Annotated in this window: 14 protein-coding genes and 1 pseudogene; all 15 read left to right on the top strand. The window is 67.7% G+C overall.

Annotated elements, in window-relative coordinates:
- Positions 1-61 precede the first annotated feature (61 nt).
- The 15 genes and pseudogenes from argC (at position 62) to tyrS (ending at position 16,277) form a co-directional block, all read left to right on the top strand.
- Positions 62-1,093 carry an N-acetyl-gamma-glutamyl-phosphate reductase gene (gene argC / locus RTN46_RS09375; RefSeq protein WP_312180808.1) on the top strand — a complete coding sequence of 344 codons (1,032 nt, stop codon included), beginning with the start codon at positions 62-64 and terminating at the stop codon, positions 1,091-1,093.
- A pseudogene (gene argJ / locus RTN46_RS09370) lies at positions 1,093-2,263 on the top strand (bifunctional glutamate N-acetyltransferase/amino-acid acetyltransferase ArgJ). Before argC ends, argJ begins: the two are co-directional and overlap by 1 nt.
- An 11-nt stretch (positions 2,264-2,274) precedes the next feature.
- Entirely contained in the window at positions 2,275-3,198 is a 924-nt protein-coding gene (gene argB / locus RTN46_RS09365; RefSeq protein ID WP_312180806.1) for an acetylglutamate kinase, read from the top strand.
- Entirely contained in the window at positions 3,195-4,457 is a 1,263-nt protein-coding gene (locus RTN46_RS09360; RefSeq protein ID WP_312180805.1) for an acetylornithine transaminase, read from the top strand. The genes argB and RTN46_RS09360 overlap by 4 nt, the downstream gene beginning before the upstream one ends.
- The gene (argF, locus tag RTN46_RS09355) at positions 4,454-5,419 is read left to right on the top strand and encodes an ornithine carbamoyltransferase (protein ID WP_312180804.1); all 966 of its coding nucleotides are present in this window, start codon (positions 4,454-4,456) and stop codon (positions 5,417-5,419) included. The genes RTN46_RS09360 and argF overlap by 4 nt, the downstream gene beginning before the upstream one ends.
- Positions 5,416-5,952 carry an arginine repressor gene (locus tag RTN46_RS09350; RefSeq protein ID WP_312180803.1) on the top strand — a complete coding sequence of 179 codons (537 nt, stop codon included), beginning with the start codon at positions 5,416-5,418 and terminating at the stop codon, positions 5,950-5,952. The genes argF and RTN46_RS09350 overlap by 4 nt, the downstream gene beginning before the upstream one ends.
- 81 nt (positions 5,953-6,033) lie before the next feature.
- Positions 6,034-7,242, top strand: coding sequence for an argininosuccinate synthase (locus RTN46_RS09345; protein ID WP_312180802.1), 1,209 nt, complete (start codon positions 6,034-6,036; stop codon positions 7,240-7,242).
- Between the two features lie 3 nt (positions 7,243-7,245).
- Positions 7,246-8,715, top strand: coding sequence for an argininosuccinate lyase (gene argH / locus RTN46_RS09340; RefSeq protein WP_312180800.1), 1,470 nt, complete (start codon positions 7,246-7,248; stop codon positions 8,713-8,715).
- Positions 8,716-8,816: 101 nt separating this feature from the next.
- A complete protein-coding gene (locus tag RTN46_RS09335) occupies positions 8,817-9,350 on the top strand; it encodes a pyridoxamine 5'-phosphate oxidase family protein (protein ID WP_312180798.1) in 534 nt (177 codons plus the stop codon).
- Between the two features lie 58 nt (positions 9,351-9,408).
- Positions 9,409-10,149, top strand: coding sequence for a maleylpyruvate isomerase family mycothiol-dependent enzyme (locus RTN46_RS09330; protein WP_312180797.1), 741 nt, complete (start codon positions 9,409-9,411; stop codon positions 10,147-10,149).
- 76 nt (positions 10,150-10,225) lie between these two features.
- Positions 10,226-11,101, top strand: a complete 876-nt coding sequence (locus RTN46_RS09325) for an SRPBCC domain-containing protein (protein ID WP_312180795.1) — start codon at positions 10,226-10,228, stop codon at positions 11,099-11,101.
- A gap of 111 nt (positions 11,102-11,212) precedes the next feature.
- Positions 11,213-11,881 carry a DNA-3-methyladenine glycosylase gene (locus RTN46_RS09320; RefSeq protein ID WP_312180793.1) on the top strand — a complete coding sequence of 223 codons (669 nt, stop codon included), beginning with the start codon at positions 11,213-11,215 and terminating at the stop codon, positions 11,879-11,881.
- A gap of 135 nt (positions 11,882-12,016) precedes the next feature.
- The gene (locus tag RTN46_RS09315; RefSeq protein ID WP_312180827.1) at positions 12,017-12,532 is read left to right on the top strand and encodes an adenine phosphoribosyltransferase; all 516 of its coding nucleotides are present in this window, start codon (positions 12,017-12,019) and stop codon (positions 12,530-12,532) included.
- 138 nt (positions 12,533-12,670) lie between these two features.
- Positions 12,671-14,938 (top strand): UvrD-helicase domain-containing protein, encoded by a 2,268-nt coding sequence (locus RTN46_RS09310; protein ID WP_312180791.1) that lies wholly within the window; start codon positions 12,671-12,673, stop codon positions 14,936-14,938.
- Between the two features lie 13 nt (positions 14,939-14,951).
- Positions 14,952-16,277 (top strand): tyrosine--tRNA ligase, encoded by a 1,326-nt coding sequence (tyrS, locus tag RTN46_RS09305; protein WP_312180789.1) that lies wholly within the window; start codon positions 14,952-14,954, stop codon positions 16,275-16,277.
- Positions 16,278-16,635: the final 358 nt, after the last annotated feature.

The following is a 16,635-nucleotide window of genomic DNA, read 5'->3' as shown; positions in this document are numbered from 1 at the left end:
ATTTCCACACCTATGCATAAATATGAAGACCCTTGCATAAAGTTGTTGTAGGGTGGTGCACATGACGATTTCCGTTGCCGTATCAGGGGCCAGTGGCTACGCCGGGGGAGAGGTCCTGCGCCTGCTCGCGGGCCACCCCGACGTCGAAATTGGCGCGATCACCGCCCGCAGCAACGCCGGTTCCCGGCTGGGTGAACTGCAGCCGCACCTGCACGCGCTGGCCGACCGCGTCCTCGTGGACACCACGGTGGAACATCTCGCCGGGCACGACGTCGTCTTCCTGGCGCTCCCGCACGGTGCCAGCGCCGAAATCGCCGCGCAGCTGAGCCCGGACACGCTGGTGATCGACGCCGGAGCGGACCACCGCCTTACCGACCCCGCGGCGTGGGAGAAATTCTACGGTTCCCCGCACGCCGGCAGCTGGCCCTACGGCCTGCCCGAACTGCCCGGCCACCGCGAAAAGCTCCGAGGCGCTAAGCGGATTGCCGTCCCCGGCTGCTATCCGACCAGTTCGCTGCTCGCCCTCGCGCCCGGCTTCGCCGCGGGTGTGCTGGAGCCCAACGACGTCGTGATCGTCGCCGCCTCCGGCACCTCCGGCGCGGGCAAGGCAGCGAAGCCGCATCTGCTGGGCTCCGAAGTCATGGGCGGCATGAGCCCCTACGGAGTGGGCGGCGGACACCGGCACACCCCCGAAATCGAACAGGGCCTGTCGGCTGCCGCGGGGGAGCAGGTCTCGATCTCCTTCACCCCAACGCTCGCCCCCATGGCCCGCGGCATCCTCACCACCGCCACGGCGAAGATCCGCCCCGGCGTCAGCGCCGATGACCTGCGCCAGGCCTGGGAATCCGCCTACGCCAACGAGCCCTTTGTCCGCGTCCTCCCGGAGGGACAGTGGCCGGCCACGAAAATGGTCGTCGGATCCAACTACGCCGCCCTGCAGCTGGTCCTGGACCCGCACGCCGGCCGCGTGATCGTCTCCGCCGTGATCGACAACCTCACCAAGGGCACCGCCGGCGGCGCCATCCAGTCCATGAACATCGCGCTCGGCCTCGAGGAAGGCGCCGGGCTCACCCAGCAGGGAGTAGCACCGTAATGAGCACCGACACGAACACCACCACCCCGGCAGTCACCGGCGTTACCGCACCTGCAGGGTTCCGCGCAGCAGGCGTCACCGCCGGACTGAAGGCCTGCCCTGGTGGTCAACGACGGCCCCGCCAAGGCAGCAGCCGCCGTCTTCACCCGCAACCGGGTGGCGGCTGCTCCGATCCACTGGTCCCGGCAGGTGATTTCCGACGGGCGGGCTGACGCCGTGTTCCTGAACTCCGGCGGCGCCAACGCCTGCACCGGTGCCCAGGGCTTCCAGAACACCCACGCCACGGCCGAAAAGGTGGCCGGCCTGCTGGGCATTTCCGCCGGCGACGTGGTGGTCTGCTCCACCGGACTGATCGGTGAACAGCTGCCGATGGAGAAGCTGCTGCCCGGCGCCGAAGCCGCCGTGCAGGCCCTGGCTGCGGACAACGGCGCCCTGGCCGCGGAAGCGATCATGACCACGGACAGCGTCTCCAAGCAGGCCGGCTTTGCCGGCACCGGCTACCGGATCGGCGGCATGGCCAAGGGAGCCGGCATGCTGGCCCCGGGACTGGCGACCATGCTGGTCGTGCTGACCACCGACGCCCTGCTGGACGCACCGGCGCTCGACGCCGCCCTGCGCGCCGCCACCGCCGTCACCTTTGACCGCACCGATTCCGACGGCTGCATGTCCACGAACGACACCGTGCTGCTGATGGCCTCCGGCGCGTCCGGCACCACTCCGGACACCGGTGAATTCACCCGCGGCCTCACCGAGGTCTGCCACAGCCTGGCCCAGCAGCTGATCACCGACGCCGAGGGCGCCAGCCACGACATCGCCGTGACCACCCTCAACGCCGCCACGGTCGCCGACGCCGAAACGGCCAGCCGCGCCGTCGCCCGCTCCAACCTCTTCAAGACCGCTATCTTCGGCAACGATCCCAACTGGGGCCGGGTGCTCTCCGCCGTCGGCACCACCGATGCCGCATTCGATCCGGAGGAGATCAACGTGAGCATCAACGGAGTCCAGGTCTGCCGCAACGGCGGCATCGGGGATCCCCGTGAAGACGTGGACCTCACCGGACGGGCCGTCAGCGTCGAAATCGACCTGGGCGCCGGCACCGAATCGGCAACTATCTGGACGAATGACCTGACCACGGACTACGTCCACGAAAACTCGGCATACAGCAGCTAGGCAGGACGAAGATGAGCACAGCCACCCAGCAGGCTCAGGAAACGGCGCAGGACAAAGCCGCCACCCTGATCGAGGCCCTACCCTGGATCCAGCGTTTCGCCGGCAGCACCATGGTGATCAAATACGGCGGCAACGCCATGGTCAATGACGAACTGCGCCAGGCGTTCGCCGAGGACATCGTCTTCCTGCACCACGTGGGCGTGCACCCCGTGGTGGTGCACGGCGGAGGGCCGCAGATCAGCGCCCTGCTGGCCCGGCTGGGCATCAAATCCGAATTTAAGGGTGGCCTGCGGGTCACCACGCCCGAAGCCATGGACGCCGTCCGGATGGTCCTCACCGGCCAGGTGGGCCGCGAACTGGTCGGCATGATCAACTCGCACGGCCCCTACGCCGTGGGCCTCTCCGGCGAAGACGGCGGCCTGCTGCAGGCCGTCCGCACCGGGACCATCGTTGACGGCGAAGAAGTGGACCTGGGACTCGTCGGCGAAGTGGTCGGCGTGAACCCCGGAGCCATCCTGGACCTGATCGAAGCCGGCCGGATCCCGGTGATCTCCACCGTGGCACCGGAAATCGACGCCGCCGGCGGGCTCACCAGCCAGGTCCTCAACGTCAACGCCGACACGGCAGCCGCGTCCCTCGCCGTCGCCCTGGGCGCCTCCCGGCTGGTGGTCCTCACCGACGTCGAAGGCCTCTACGCCAACTGGCCGGACAAGTCCTCCCTGATCTCCGCCCTCACGGCAGGTGAGCTGCGCCAAATGCTGCCCACGCTGGAATCCGGCATGATCCCCAAGATGGAAGCCTGCCTCGCAGCGGTCGACGGCGGCGTGGACCGTGCCGCCGTCGTGGACGGACGGATGGCTCATTCCATGCTGCTGGAAGTCTTCACCACCGCCGGCATCGGCACCCAGATCGTTCCGGACGGAGAACAGGTATGAGCACCATTCCCAAGGCCCCCGGAGCGGATATCGTTCCGGCCGCACCCGTACTCGCGGAGCTGACCGGCTCCGGCAGCGACTGGCTGGCCCGCTACAGCAAGTCGCTGATGGGCGTCTTCGGCACACCCCAGCGGGTGCTGGTGCGCGGGCACGGATGCTACGTCTGGGACGCCGATGGCAAGGCCTACCTTGACCTGCTCGGCGGAATCGCCGTCAACGCCCTGGGCCATGCCCACCCGTTCGTGACCTCGGTGGTCGCCAGCCAGCTGAACACCCTGGGCCATGTCTCCAACTTCTTCACCAGCCCTACCCAGATTGCCCTCGCCGAAAAGCTCCTGCAGCTGGCGAAGGCACCCGAGGGCTCCAAGGTGTTCTTCTCTAACTCCGGCACCGAAGCCATCGAAGCCGCCTTCAAGCTGGCGCGGCGAAACTCCACCCCGGAACGCACCCGCATCATCGCGATGGACCACGCTTTCCACGGCCGGACCATGGGCGCGCTGGCACTGACCGCCAAGGCCGCCTACCGCGAGCCGTTCGAACCGCTGCCCGCCGGCGTCGAACACATTCCGTACGGCGACATCGAGGCCCTGCGCGCCGCGGTGGATGAGACCGTCGCCGCCGTGTTTATGGAACCGATCCAGGGCGAAGCCGGCGTGCACCTGCCGCCGGAGGGTTACCTGCAGGCCGCCCGCGAGATCACCAGCGCCGCCGGCGCCCTCCTGGTCTTCGACGAGGTGCAGACCGGCATTGGCCGCACCGGCACCTGGTTCGCATCCGTTGGCGTGCTGCCGGATGCCATGACCCTCGCCAAGGGACTGGGCGCCGGTTTCCCGATCGGCGGGCTCATCACGTTTGGGGACAAGGTGTCCGCCCTGCTCACCGCGGGCCAGCACGGAACGACGTTCGGCGGCAACCCGGTGGCGACGGCGGCCGCGCTGGCCACGCTGGCTGCCATCGAGTCCCAGGATGTGCTGGCCAACGTCAACGCCACGGGGGACCGGCTGCGCGCCGCCCTTCAGGATGTGGAGGGCGTTTCCGCTGTCCGCGGGCGCGGGCTGCTGATCGGCATCGACCTGGAACAGGACATTGCCCCGGCCGCCGTCACTGCAGCGCTCGAGGCCGGCTTCATCATCAATGCCACCGGCCCGCGGACCCTGCGGCTGGCCCCGCCGCTGATCCTCGGCCCGGACCAGGCCGACAGCTTCCTCGACGAACTCCCCGCCATCCTGGCGGCCGCAGCCAAGATTGGACAGTCATGACCCGCCATTTCCTCGTTGACACCGACCTGAGCCAGTCCGAGCAGGCCGAAGTCCTGGACCTCGCCGACGCGCTGAAGAAGGACCGCTACAAATACCAGCCGTACGCGGGGGACTCCACCGGACGCAAGACGGTGGCAGTCATCTTCGACAAAACCTCCACCCGCACCCGGATCTCCTTCGCCGCCGGGATCTCCGATCTGGGCGGCGTGCCGCTGATCATCGGCGCCGGGGAATCCCAGCTGGGCCACAAGGAATCCGTCGCGGACACCGCGAAGGTCATGGAGCGGATGGTGTCCACCATCGTCTGGCGCACCTACGCACAGTCCGGGCTGGAGGAAATGGCCGCCAACTCCTCCGTGCCAGTGATCAACGCGCTCTCCGACGACTACCACCCCTGCCAGCTCCTCGCGGACCTGATGACCATCCGCGAGCACAAAGGCACCCTGGCCGGCCTGACCCTGACCTACCTGGGGGACTGCGCCAACAACATGGCCAACTCCTACCTGCTCGCCGGTGTCACCGCCGGTATGCACGTCCGGGTCGCCGGGCCGATGGGCTACCTGCCGGACCCGCTGGTTGTCGACGCCGCCGCCGCCCGCGCCGAGGAAACCGGGGGATCGGTGCTGATTACCACCGACGCCGCCGAAGCCCTGGCCGGAGCCGACGTCGTCGCCACCGACACCTGGGTGTCCATGGGCCAGGAGGACGAAAAAGCCGCCCGGCAGGAGCTCTTCCGGAACTACGCCGTGGACAGCGCCGCCATGGCCCAGGCCGCGGAGAACGCCGTCGTGCTCCACTGCCTGCCCGCCTACCGCGGCTATGAAATCTCCGCCGATGTGATCGACGGTCCGCAGTCCGTGGTCTGGGACGAGGCCGAGAACCGGCTGCACGCCCAGAAGGCCCTGATGCTCTGGCTGATGGCCAAGTCCGGACTGACCGGGGTGCCGGAGGGCGCCGTATGACCATGCCGACCACCAAGACGGCCCGGCAGGCACGCATCCGTGCGCTGCTGACCGGCCTGTCGGTGCGGTCGCAGGCTGAGCTGGCCGCTTTGCTGGCCGACGACGGCGTGCAGGTCAACCAGGCCACGCTCTCCCGGGACCTCGTGGAACTGGGGGCCGTGCGTATGCGCGGTAAGGACGGTGTGCTGGTCTACGCCGTCCCGTCCGAAGGCGGGGAGCGGACCCCGCAGTCGGGCGTCAGCCCGGAAGTGCTCGACGCGCGGCTGGCCAGGCTCTGCGGAGAGCTGCTGGTAACGGCCGAGGCGTCCGGGAACATCGTGGTGCTGCGGACCCCGCCCGGGGCAGCCAACTTCCTGGCCCTGGCCATCGACCACTCCGTGATGCCGTCCATCCTGGGCACACTGGCCGGCGACGACACCGTCCTGCTGGTTACCAGGGAGCCGGACGGCGGCGCCGAACTGGCTGCCCGTTTCCTGAGCATCGCCGATGAGGCGACCGCCAGCGGGCAGGCACCGGACAATCGAATACTGTAGAAACCAAGCTTTTCCCCATTTCTCAACCAACTTTTCAACCAACGCAGCACCTACGCTGCCAATCGCAAGAGGAGCACATTCGTGAGCGAACGTATTGTTCTGGCCTACTCAGGTGGCCTGGATACGTCAGTGGCCATCGGCTGGATCGCCGAGGCCACCGGCGCCGAAGTCATCGCCGTGGCGGTCGACGTCGGGCAGGGCGGCGAGTCGCTTGAGACCATCCGCCAGCGTGCCCTCGACTGCGGTGCCGTGGAAGCCTACGTGGCCGACGCACGGGACGAGTTCGCGGCCGAGTACTGCATGCCGGCCCTGCAGGCCAACTCCCTGTACATGGATTCCTACCCGCTGGTTTCCGCGCTCTCCCGCCCGGTGATCGTCAAGCACCTGGTGGCAGCTGCCCGCCAGTTCGGTGCCACCACCGTGTCCCACGGCTGCACCGGCAAGGGCAACGACCAGGTCCGCTTCGAGGTCGGCATCCAGACCCTGGGCCCGGACCTGAAGTGCATCGCACCGGTCCGCGACCTGGCACTGACCCGCGACAAGGCCATCGCCTTCGCCGAGGAAAAGAACCTGCCGATCGTCACCACCAAGAAGAACCCGTTCTCCATCGACGCCAACGTCTGGGGACGCGCCGTGGAAACCGGTTTCCTGGAAGACATCTGGAACGGCCCCACCCCGGACGTGTACGAATACACCTCGGATCCCGCTGCCGGCCTGCCCGCTGACGAAGTTGTCATCTCTTTCAAAGCAGGCGTCCCCGTGGCGATCGACGGCAAGCCCGTCACTCCGCTGCAGGCCATCGAGGAAATGAACCGCCGCGCCGGAGCCCAGGGCATCGGCCGGATCGACATCGTCGAAGACCGCCTGGTCGGCATCAAGAGCCGCGAAATCTACGAAGCCCCCGGCGCGATGGCCCTGATGGCCGCGCACAAGGAACTCGAAAACGTCACCGTCGAGCGCGAGCAGGCCCGGTTCAAGGGCACCGTTGGCCAGCGCTGGACCGAACTGGTCTACGACGGCCAGTGGTTCTCCCCGCTGAAGCGCTCCCTCGATGCCTTCATCCTGGACACCCAGAAGTACGTCACCGGCGATATCCGCATGGAGCTGCAGGGCGGCCGCGCAACGGTCACCGGCCGCCGCTCGGATTCCTCGCTGTACGACTTCAACCTCGCCACCTACGACACCGGCGACACGTTCGACCAGTCCATGGCCCGCGGGTTCATCGAACTGTTCGGCATGTCCTCCAAGGTGGCCTCGGGCCGCGACCAGCGTTTGGCAGAAGGTAAGTAAGCAATGAGCAATGGCAAGCCGCCAATCGAAACACCTGCCGGGCAGCCGGGTGCCTCCGGCGCCGGGTCAACGGTCCAGGGCGCACTCTGGGGCGGCCGGTTCGCCGGCGGTCCGGCCGACGCCCTGGCCGCCCTGAGCAAGTCCACCCACTTCGACTGGCGGCTTGCCGGCTATGACATTGCAGGCTCCCGGGCGCACGCCCGGGTGCTGCACAAGGCAGGACTGCTCGACGACGCCGAGCTCGCCGGCATGCTCGCGGCCCTGGACGCGCTCGACGCCGATGTCCGTTCGGGGGCCTACCTCCCGGCGGACACGGATGAAGACGTCCACGGATCACTCGAGCGCGGACTGATCGAGCGCGCCGGCCCGCAGCTGGGCGGCAAGCTCCGCGCCGGCCGGTCCCGCAATGACCAGATCGCCACCCTTGGCCGGATGTACCTGCGCGACCATGCCCGCATCGTCGCCTCCGGGGTCCTGGCCACCATCGACGCCCTGGTGGAGCAGGCAGATGCGCACCTGGGGGTAGCCATGCCCGGCCGCACCCACCTGCAACACGCCCAGCCGGTGCTGCTCAGCCATCACCTGCTGGCCCATGCCTGGGCCCTGCTGCGCGATGTGCAGCGCCTGGCCGACTGGGACAAGCGCGCGGCGGTTTCCCCGTACGGCTCCGGTGCCCTGGCCGGATCATCCCTGGGCCTGGATCCCAACGCGGTGGCTGCGGACCTCGGCTTCGACTCCGCTGCCTGGAACTCCATTGACGGCACGGCGTCCCGCGACGTCTATGCCGAATACGCCTGGGTCGCCGCGATGATCGGCGTCGACCTCTCCCGGATCAGCGAGGAGATCATCCTCTGGGCCACCAAGGAATTCTCCTTCGTCACGCTCGATGACGCGTTCTCCACCGGGTCCTCGATCATGCCGCAGAAGAAGAACCCGGACGTCGCCGAGCTGGCCCGCGGCAAGGCCGGCCGCCTGATCGGTGACCTCACCGGACTGCTGGCCACGCTCAAGGGCCTGCCGCTGGCCTACAACCGGGACCTGCAGGAAGACAAGGAACCGGTCTTCGACGCCACTGACACCCTGGAGCTGCTGCTCCCGGCCGTCTCCGGCATGATCGCCACCCTGGTCTTCAACACCGAACGCATGCAGTCCCTCGCCCCGCAGGGCTTCGCGCTGGCCACCGACATCGCCGAATGGCTGGTGCGCCAGGGTGTGCCGTTCCGCGAGGCACACGAGCTCTCCGGTGCCGCCGTGAAACTGGCCGAATCCCGCGGCGTCGAACTCTGGGACCTGACCGATGAGGAGTACGCCGGAATCTCGGAACACCTCACCCCGGAGGTCCGTACGGTGCTTTCGACCGAGGGGTCGCTGGACAGCCGCAGCTCGCAGGGCGGCACGGCGCGTTCCGCCGTCGAGACCCAGCTTGCCGAGCTGAAGCGGCAGCTCGACGCCGTCCGCGGTTTCGCCGCGTAGCCGCACTCCTTCCCATCGAGAGGCCGGTTACGGCTGCTTGAGCCCGCCTCAAAGCAGCCGTAACTGGCCTCTTGTTTTGCGCAGGGGCTAGCGTGGACGCCATGCCCAATCCCGAGTTCCGACGCAAGCTTCGCGCCCTGCCCGATTTCCCGGCAGAACTCCCGGACTTTGACCCGGCCGCCGCACCGGCAGATCCCGCCGAGCTCTTCCGGCTTTGGCTGGACGAGGCCCTGGCGGCCGGCGTGCCCCAGCCGCACGCCTTTTCCCTGGCCACGGCGGACACAGCGGGCAGCCCGTCCTCCCGCATGCTGATCCTGAAGGACATCGACGACGACGGCTGGCAGTTCGCCACCGCCCGCACCTCGCGCAAGGGCCGGGAGCTGGCGGCCAACCCGCGGGCCGCGATGAACTTCTTCTGGCAGGCGCTGGGCCGCCAGGTGCGGGTTGCGGGCAGCGTCGTGCCGCTCTCGGACGAAGCCTCCGCCGCAGACTGGGATGAACGGCCCGGCGCGGACGGCACACCAAACCCCGTGTGGCAGCTCTACGCCCTGAAACCGGTGGAAACCGAATTCTGGCAGGCGCGGGCGGACCGCAACCACATCCGGCACCGGCTTCCTCCCCTCGACGGGCGCTGACGCCATCCCCCGCACGGCCGGGGTCCCCACAGGGTGTTGTTCGGGCTACGCTGTGCGGATGACTGAGCAGACCAACACCGAATTGCTGGCCGCCCTCGACGCCGCCGCCGCGGAACTGCTCCGGCACCTGCCGCCGCTCACCGATGCACAGGCCGCAGCGCCGTCGCGCCTTCCGGGGTGGAGCCGCGGGCATGTCCTGGCGCATCTCGCCGGAGTGTGCGCCGCCATGGCACGGCAGGTGGAGTACGCCGAACGCGGGGAGACCATCGAGTTTTACGACGGCGGGATGGACGGGCGGAATCAGGCCATCGAACGGGGTGCCCTCCGTTCCGCCGCAGAACACCGCGAAGTGCTGGCCCGCGGAACCGGCCAGGTCCTTGACCGGTTCCGGGCGCTGGACCAGGCAGGCTGGGCAGCTCCCATTTCCTACCGCGGCGGAACGGTGCGTGACGGCGCGGAAGCCCTCTGGCGGGAGCTGGTCATTCACCTCTCGGACCTGGACATCGGCGTCGACCCGGATACCTGGACTCCTGCCTTCGCCGAGCACCTGTTCAGCTTCCTCTCGGCCCGCGTGCCGGATGACCTGCGGCTGAGACTCCAGCCCCTGGGCCACCTGCCACGCACTATCGGAGGCGGGGCCCGGACCGTCTCGGTCAACGGCATGGCCACCGACATCGCCGCCTGGCTGGCCGGACGGCAACCCAGCCTGGACAGCCTGCGCGCCGATGCCGACGCCGACGCCGACGGCGTCGCCCTGCCGGTACTGCTGCCATGGCCGGCCGGGATTCCCCAGCGTTAGGGGCCAGCCTTCCCGATGGGACGCGCCCACCCTAGGGTAGGTACTGCAGCAAATTCCACCCACGGGAAGGCTGGTCATGCCTGAATCAGCGTCACCATCCAGCCGCTCCGGGCAGGATGACACTTCGGTCCCCAGCGGCCGTATTGAGAAACTCACCGATGGCTGGGCCCTGGCCTTCGAGAAGCAGTTCGACTATCCCGCCGCGCACATCTGGGATGTCCTGACCAATCCGCGGAAAGTCGGCCAATGGCTTGGCCCGGTAACCCCGGACTGGGAACTGGGCAAGGAATACACGCTGGAGCTGGGCAGCGGCAGTGCGTCCGGGACCGTCCTGCAGCTGTCTCCGCGCAGCAGCCTGCAGATTACCTGGGACGATGAACTCGGTGAAGAATCCGTGCTCGAATGGCAGGTGCTGGAATCCGGCGGCGGAGCCCTCCTGCAGTTCCGGGCCCGGACAGACACCGCGGATTTCCTGGCGGAAGGCAGTGCCGGCTGGCAGGGAATTCTGCTGGGGTTCGCGGCGGTGGCAGCCGGTGATGCACCAGCGCCGGGGGAGCCGGGGCAGTGGCGGGCCCTGCGCGACGCATACTCCCGGGAGTTCGACGTCTCGCCCACAATGGGAACTTTGGAAAAAACTGCGGAGCAACAAACACTGGTCTTCGAACGTTGGTACAACGCCCCCGCCGAGGACATCAGCGCCGCCGTCGAAAGCTCCAGCGGGAACCTGTTCCGCGGCGAAGGCCCCGACCTCACGGTGCACGAGGAGGACGGACTCGGAAAACTGCGGATCCGGCAGCAGATCCAGACCGGGAGCCCGGATGACACCGCTGCCCTGATGGCGGCCTGGCACCTGGCACTGGACTCGGCGGCCTTCCGCCTGCAGGGAGACTCTCCACACCCGAACTCGCACCGGCTGCGGGCGCTCGAAGCCCTCTACCGCGCCTCCCTCTGATCCCTGCTCCGCAGTTCCGGGCCCTTCGGCACCCGGCTTCCTGCCCCCGCGCTCCGCAGCCGTGGCACCGCCGGTTTTTGGGGTGCCCACCTGTCTTGCTACCGTCGAGGCATGGATCTGAGGCACCAGGATCTCGCAGAGCAGCGCAGCCGACTGGCTGTCCCGGCCACCGACGCCGCGCCCTGGCTGCTGGGCGCCGTCCTCCACCACGATTCCGAGGACGGAAACGTGGCGGTCCGGATCACGGAGGTGGAGGCCTACCTCGGGGAAGCGGACCCCGGCTCCCACGCTTTCCGGGGCCAGTCGCCGCGGAACGCCACGATGTTCGGCCCGGCCGGGCACCTCTACGTCTACTTCACCTACGGCATGCACTACTGCGCCAACGTGGTCTGCGGTGAAGCGGGCCAGGCCACCGGGCTGCTGCTGCGGGCCGGTGAGATCATCGACGGACACGAGACCGCCTCCCGGCGCCGCAAACAGCCCAAATCCCCCTTGGACCTGGCCCGCGGGCCGGCACGCCTGGCCCAGGCCCTGGGAATCAACCGCGCCCTCGACGGCGCGGATGTCTTCGCTGCACCGCTCCGCCTGGAACTGCCGCCAGAGCCCGTGCCGGAGGAACGGATATCGCGCGGACCCCGGGTGGGCGTCAGCGGTGAAGGCGGGGGAGGAGCCTATCCCTGGCGTTTCTGGCTGTCGGGCGAACCGACCGTCTCGAAGTACCGGCCCGCCGTGCAGCGGACACGGGTGCGGCCCGGCGGGGCCACCGCGAAACGCGCCTAGGCCGCCGTCGCCCGCAGGAGCAAGCGGCGGAACACGGCCCGGAGTGCGCCATGCCGGTATGGTGGACGGGTGAAAGACACCGCTCCTGAGCCGCTCAACAGCTCAGCACTTCCCACCGATTCCGTCACCGAACCCATTGCAGAAACCATCGACCGCCTGGGTGCCGTGGTTCCCGATTACCCCAAGCCCGGCATCACCTTCCGTGACCTGACGCCGGTCTTCGCCGACGGTCCGGCACTGCGCGCGATGGTGGATGCCCTGCTGGCCGGTTACGAGGGGCAGTTCGACTTCGTTGCCGGCATCGAAGCCCGCGGGTTCCTGCTGGCCGCCGCAGCTGCCTACGCCTCCGAACGCGGCGTGATCACCATCCGCAAACCCGGTAAGCTGCCGCGCGCCACCTACACCGAGACCTATGACATGGAATACGGGACGAACAGCCTCGAACTGCATGTCGAAGACATCCCCGCCGGCGCCCGCGTCCTGATCCTCGACGACGTCCTGGCCACCGGAGGGACCCTCGCCGCGGCAGCCCGCCTGATCGAGAGCGCCGGGGCCAGTGTCGCGGGCTTCGGCGTCGTCCTCGAACTGGGTGATCTCGGCGGACGTGACGCCCTGGCCGGCCACAATATCCGGTCCCTGATCACCTACTAGTTCCGTCCTTAGGCCGCGCCTGGAGGATCGAATTCGGCCTTCAGGGCGCGGCGTCCGCACGCTCTATGGACAGGGCATGGAAAATGTGCCAATTGACGGTAAGATAGACGGTCTGCCTTTGCGAGAGGGAACGCGAACATGCCTGAAACGTCTTCGGCCCATGCGGAGCTCGAAAACGAGCGCCAATATGTGGCCGGCCTGTACCACCGACTTGATGAGCTGCGCGAGGAAAAAAGCGACCAGCTCGCCCAGGTCCGCCGCAGCCACTCAGCCGGTTCCCACCAGAACCGGTCCGAACGTGACGCCTTCGCCACCATGTACGAGGACCGCCTCGCACAGCTGAACGCCGTCGACGACCGCCTGGTCTTCGGCCGGCTGGATCTCGACGACGGCGAGACCCGCTACATCGGCAGGATCGGCCTTTCCACTGCCGACCTGCAGCGGCTGATGGTGGACTGGCGCGCTCCGGAAGCGGGGACCTTCTACCAGGCCACCGCGTTCGAACGCCAGGGAGTCCGCCGGCGCCGGCACCTGATCCTCAAGGGCCGCGACGTCCAAGGCCTCGAAGACGACGTGCTGGACTATTCCATGCTCGAAGACGGCGAGAACCTGCAGGGCGAAGGCGCCCTGCTGGCCGCGCTGAACTCCAAGCGCACCGGCCAGATGTCGGACATCGTCGGCACCATCCAGGCTGAGCAGGACCGGATCATCCGCGCCCCGCTGCCGGGAACCCTGGTTGTCCAGGGCGGGCCCGGCACCGGCAAGACCGCCGTCGCCCTGCACCGTGCCGCCTATCTGCTGTACACCCACCGTGAACGCCTGAAGTCCGCCGGCGTGCTCCTGGTGGGGCCTTCCAATGCCTTCATCCGCTACATCGAACGCGTGCTGCCGTCCCTGGGTGAGACCGGCGTCGTGATGGCTAGCCTGAGCCAGCTGATGCCCGGCATCACCGTCACCGGCACGGACTCCGCGGCCGCCGCCGAGGTCAAGGGCCGGCTCTCGATGGCCGACGTCGTCTCCCGCGCTGTCGCGAACCGCGAGCGGATCCTTGCCGAACCGCGCCGGCTGAATGTGGACGGCACCATGATCACGCTGACCCCCAAGCAGGTGCAGCGGGCACGGGACCGCGCACGCGCCACTGGCAAACCGCACAACGAAGCCCGCGTGACGTTCGTGAAGATCCTGCTGCGCGAACTCACCGACCAGCTGACCGAAGTCCTGGAAGAATCGTCCGGCGCCGGCAACAGCACCGACCGTGCGTACCTGGCCGAAGACGTCCGCAGCGCCCGGGACGTGCGGGTGGCCCTGAACCTGTGCTGGATGCCGCTGACGCCGGAAAAGCTGATCAGCGAACTGTTCAGCAAGCCCGGCCACCTCGAAGCCGCCGCTCCAGAACTCACCGACGCGGAACGCGCAGCACTGATGCGGAGCCTCGACGCGCCCTGGACGGAAGCGGACATTCCGCTCCTCGATGAGGCCGCCGAGCTCCTCGGTGACCTCGACCCGTCCGCGGGCCGGGACAGCGCGATGCTGGAAGAGGCCCGGAAACGGGACCTCGCCAACGCCGAGCGTGCCATCGAGAACACCGAAGGGTTCCTCGAGGACTCAGGTGCCCACGGCATTCTTTCCGCCGAAGACCTGGCCAACCACAACATGGCCGCGGAAGAACGGCTCACCGCCGCGGACCGCGCCGCCGTCGACCGCACCTGGGCCTTTGGGCACGTGGTGGTGGACGAGGCGCAGGAGCTCTCCGCCATGCAGTGGCGCCTGCTGATGCGCCGTTGCCCGCTGAAGTCCTTCACCGTGGTGGGGGACATTGCGCAGACAAGTTCCACTGCCGGGGCCACGTCCTGGCAGCAGGCACTGGAACCGTTCGTCGGTGAGCGCTGGACGCTCGAGGAACTTACCGTCAACTACCGCACCCCGTCGCAGATTGCCGAGGCAGCGGTGCGGATGGCGAATGCCGCGGGGCTGGTGGTCTCTGCACCCAAGGCCGTCCGTGACGGGCTCTGGCCTCCGTTCCTGGACAACGTGACCGAAGGCGGTCTGATCGAGCGGCTGATGGAGACGCTGCCCCAGGACCTGGAGGCACTCGAGGGCGGCCTGCTCGCCGTCATCACCGAGGACCACCGGCTGGAGGAAGTCCGGCGGGCTGTTACCGCAGCCTACGGGCACCGGGTCGGCACGGGCGCCGGGGGCATGAGCCAGGACATTGTGGTCATTTCCCCGCGCGAGGCCAAGGGTCTGGAGTTCGACGGCGTCGTGATCCTGGAGCCCTCGGAGCTGCTGACCGCGGCGGCCGGGAAGGTGGGGGATCTGTACGTCGCCATGACGCGTCCCACCCAGCGGCTGCGACTTATTGCGGAGCACGGCATCCCGGCGGGTATCGACGGCACCGAATCCTGATAATTTAGAAGGCGTGCCACAGAATACCCAGACCTCCGAGGGCCTCGTAGCCCAGCAGAACGATCCGACCTTCGCCAACATCTGGCAGGAACTGAAGTGGAGAGGGCTGATCAAGCTCTCCACCGATGAGGCGGAACTTGAGAAGCTACTCAGCGGAGACCCCATCACGTATTACTGCGGCTTCGACCCCACCGCACCAAGCCTGCACCTGGGCAACCTGGTCCAGCTGCTGACCATGCGCCGGCTCCAGCTGGCCGGCCACAAGCCGCTTGCCCTGGTCGGCGGCTCGACCGGCCTGGTGGGGGATCCGCGCCCGACGGCGGAACGCACCATGAACACCAAGGAAACGGTTGCCGAGTGGGTCGGTTACCTGCAGGGTCAGGTCCAGCGGTTCCTCAGCTTCGAGGGCGACAACGCTGCCCGCATGGTGAACAACCTGGACTGGACGGCGCCGATGAGCGCCCTCGACTTCCTGCGGGAGATCGGCAAGCACTTCCGGGTCGGAACCATGGTGAAGAAGGAAATCGTCGCCTCGCGGCTGAACTCCGACGACGGCATTTCCTACGCTGAATTCAGCTACCAGGTGCTGCAGGGCATGGATTACCTCCAGCTCTTCCGCGATTACGACTGCGTCCTGGAAACCGGCGGATCCGATCAGTGGGGCAACCTCACCTCCGGTACCGAGCTGGTGCGCAAGGTTGAAGGCGCCACCGTTCATGCGCTGGGTACGCCGCTGATCACCAACTCGGACGGCACCAAGTTCGGCAAGAGCGAGGGCAACGCCGTCTGGCTCGATCCCCGGATGACCAGCCCGTACGCCATGTTCCAGTTCTGGCTCAATACGTCCGACGCCGATGTCATTGACCGGCTGAAGGTCTTCACCTTCCGCACCAAGACGGAAATCGAAGAACTCGAGCGCGCCGTGGCCGAGGCCCCGCATAAGCGCGAGGCCCAGCGGGCCCTGGCCTACGACGTCACCTCGCTGGTCCACGGAACCGAGGCCACCGATAAGGTGATCGCCGCGTCCGCCGCACTGTTCGGCCAGGGATCGCTGGATGAGCTCGACGAAGCAACGCTCACTGCGGCCACCTCCGAACTTCCGCGGGCCGAGGTCAGCGCCGACGGACTCGGCATCATCGACCTGCTGGTTGCCACCGGGCTGTCCAAGACCAACTCGGACGCACGGCGGACGGTCAACGAGGGTGGTGCCTACGTGAACAACCGCAAGGTCACGGAGATCGACGCCGTGATTGGGACCGAGGAACTGCTCTACGGCAAGTACCTGCTGCTGCGCCGGGGCAAGCGCACCCTCGCAACCGCCGTTGTTTCAGGGGCCTAAGGCACCGGGCCAGGCTTAGAGAGACTTCAGGGCAGGCATCCGATGCCTGCCCTGAAGTGTTTCCGCCGGCCGGCTGCGCGGAGTGCATGACGTCACACTCCTTCCGGCTTGCACGCGGGTCGAGGTGTGTGTAAAGTTTAGGAAGTCGCCGCAGCCGGGACGCCCACGAGATACACGGAGCGCCCGACGCATGGCGGCCAAACCCCAAACTGGAACAGAAGCTTTGCTTTCGGCCTTGGCTGAAAATGGCTTCCGTTTTAGCGTGGGGAAATCTTGTCGGTTAGAGCAAAATCCGGGATTATCCCGAATTGCAAAAACCGGAAAGATGAAATAGAATTATGAAACACCGCAGCGGTGC

Origin of the sequence: Arthrobacter sp., assembly GCF_031988865.1 — a bacterium.
GTDB lineage: Bacteria > Actinomycetota > Actinomycetes > Actinomycetales > Micrococcaceae > Arthrobacter_B.
This window is presented reverse-complemented; position numbering and strand designations above follow the sequence as displayed.